Origin of the sequence: Oceanospirillum sediminis (assembly GCF_014164585.1) — a bacterium.
GTDB lineage: Bacteria > Pseudomonadota > Gammaproteobacteria > Pseudomonadales > Halomonadaceae > Oceanospirillum > Oceanospirillum sediminis.
In genome coordinates, this window is sequence record NZ_JACJFM010000211.1 from 1 (window position 1) to 365 (window position 365).

Annotated in this window: 2 tRNA genes; both read right to left on the reverse strand. The window is 49.6% G+C overall.

The features are described from left to right. Positions 1 to 57 precede the first annotated feature (57 nt). Positions 58 to 133, reverse strand: a tRNA-Ala gene (locus tag H4O21_RS24595). Positions 134 to 164: 31 nt separating this feature from the next. Further along, positions 165 to 241, reverse strand: a tRNA-Ile gene (locus tag H4O21_RS24600). Positions 242 to 365: the final 124 nt, after the last annotated feature.

Genomic DNA, 365 nt, shown 5'->3' on the forward strand with positions numbered 1-365 from the left:
TAAGAAAGCATAAGCTTTGTTATGTTCACTTTGGAGAAAACAGAAGTGTTCAGGAAATGGTGGAGCTAAGCGGGATCGAACCGCTGACCTCCTGCGTGCAAGGCAGGCGCTCTCCCAGCTGAGCTATAGCCCCAGATACCTGAAAGACCGTTATCAGAGAGAAATGGTAGGCCTGAGTGGACTTGAACCACCGACCTCACCCTTATCAGGGGTGCGCTCTAACCAGCTGAGCTACAAGCCTATGGACGTTCTGATAACGTTTGCTCTGTATTATCAGTCAGATAATTCATGTGGACACTTTACTGTGATGACTGTGAGTGTCGTTTAAGGAGGTGATCCAGCCGCAGGTTCCCCTACGGCTACCT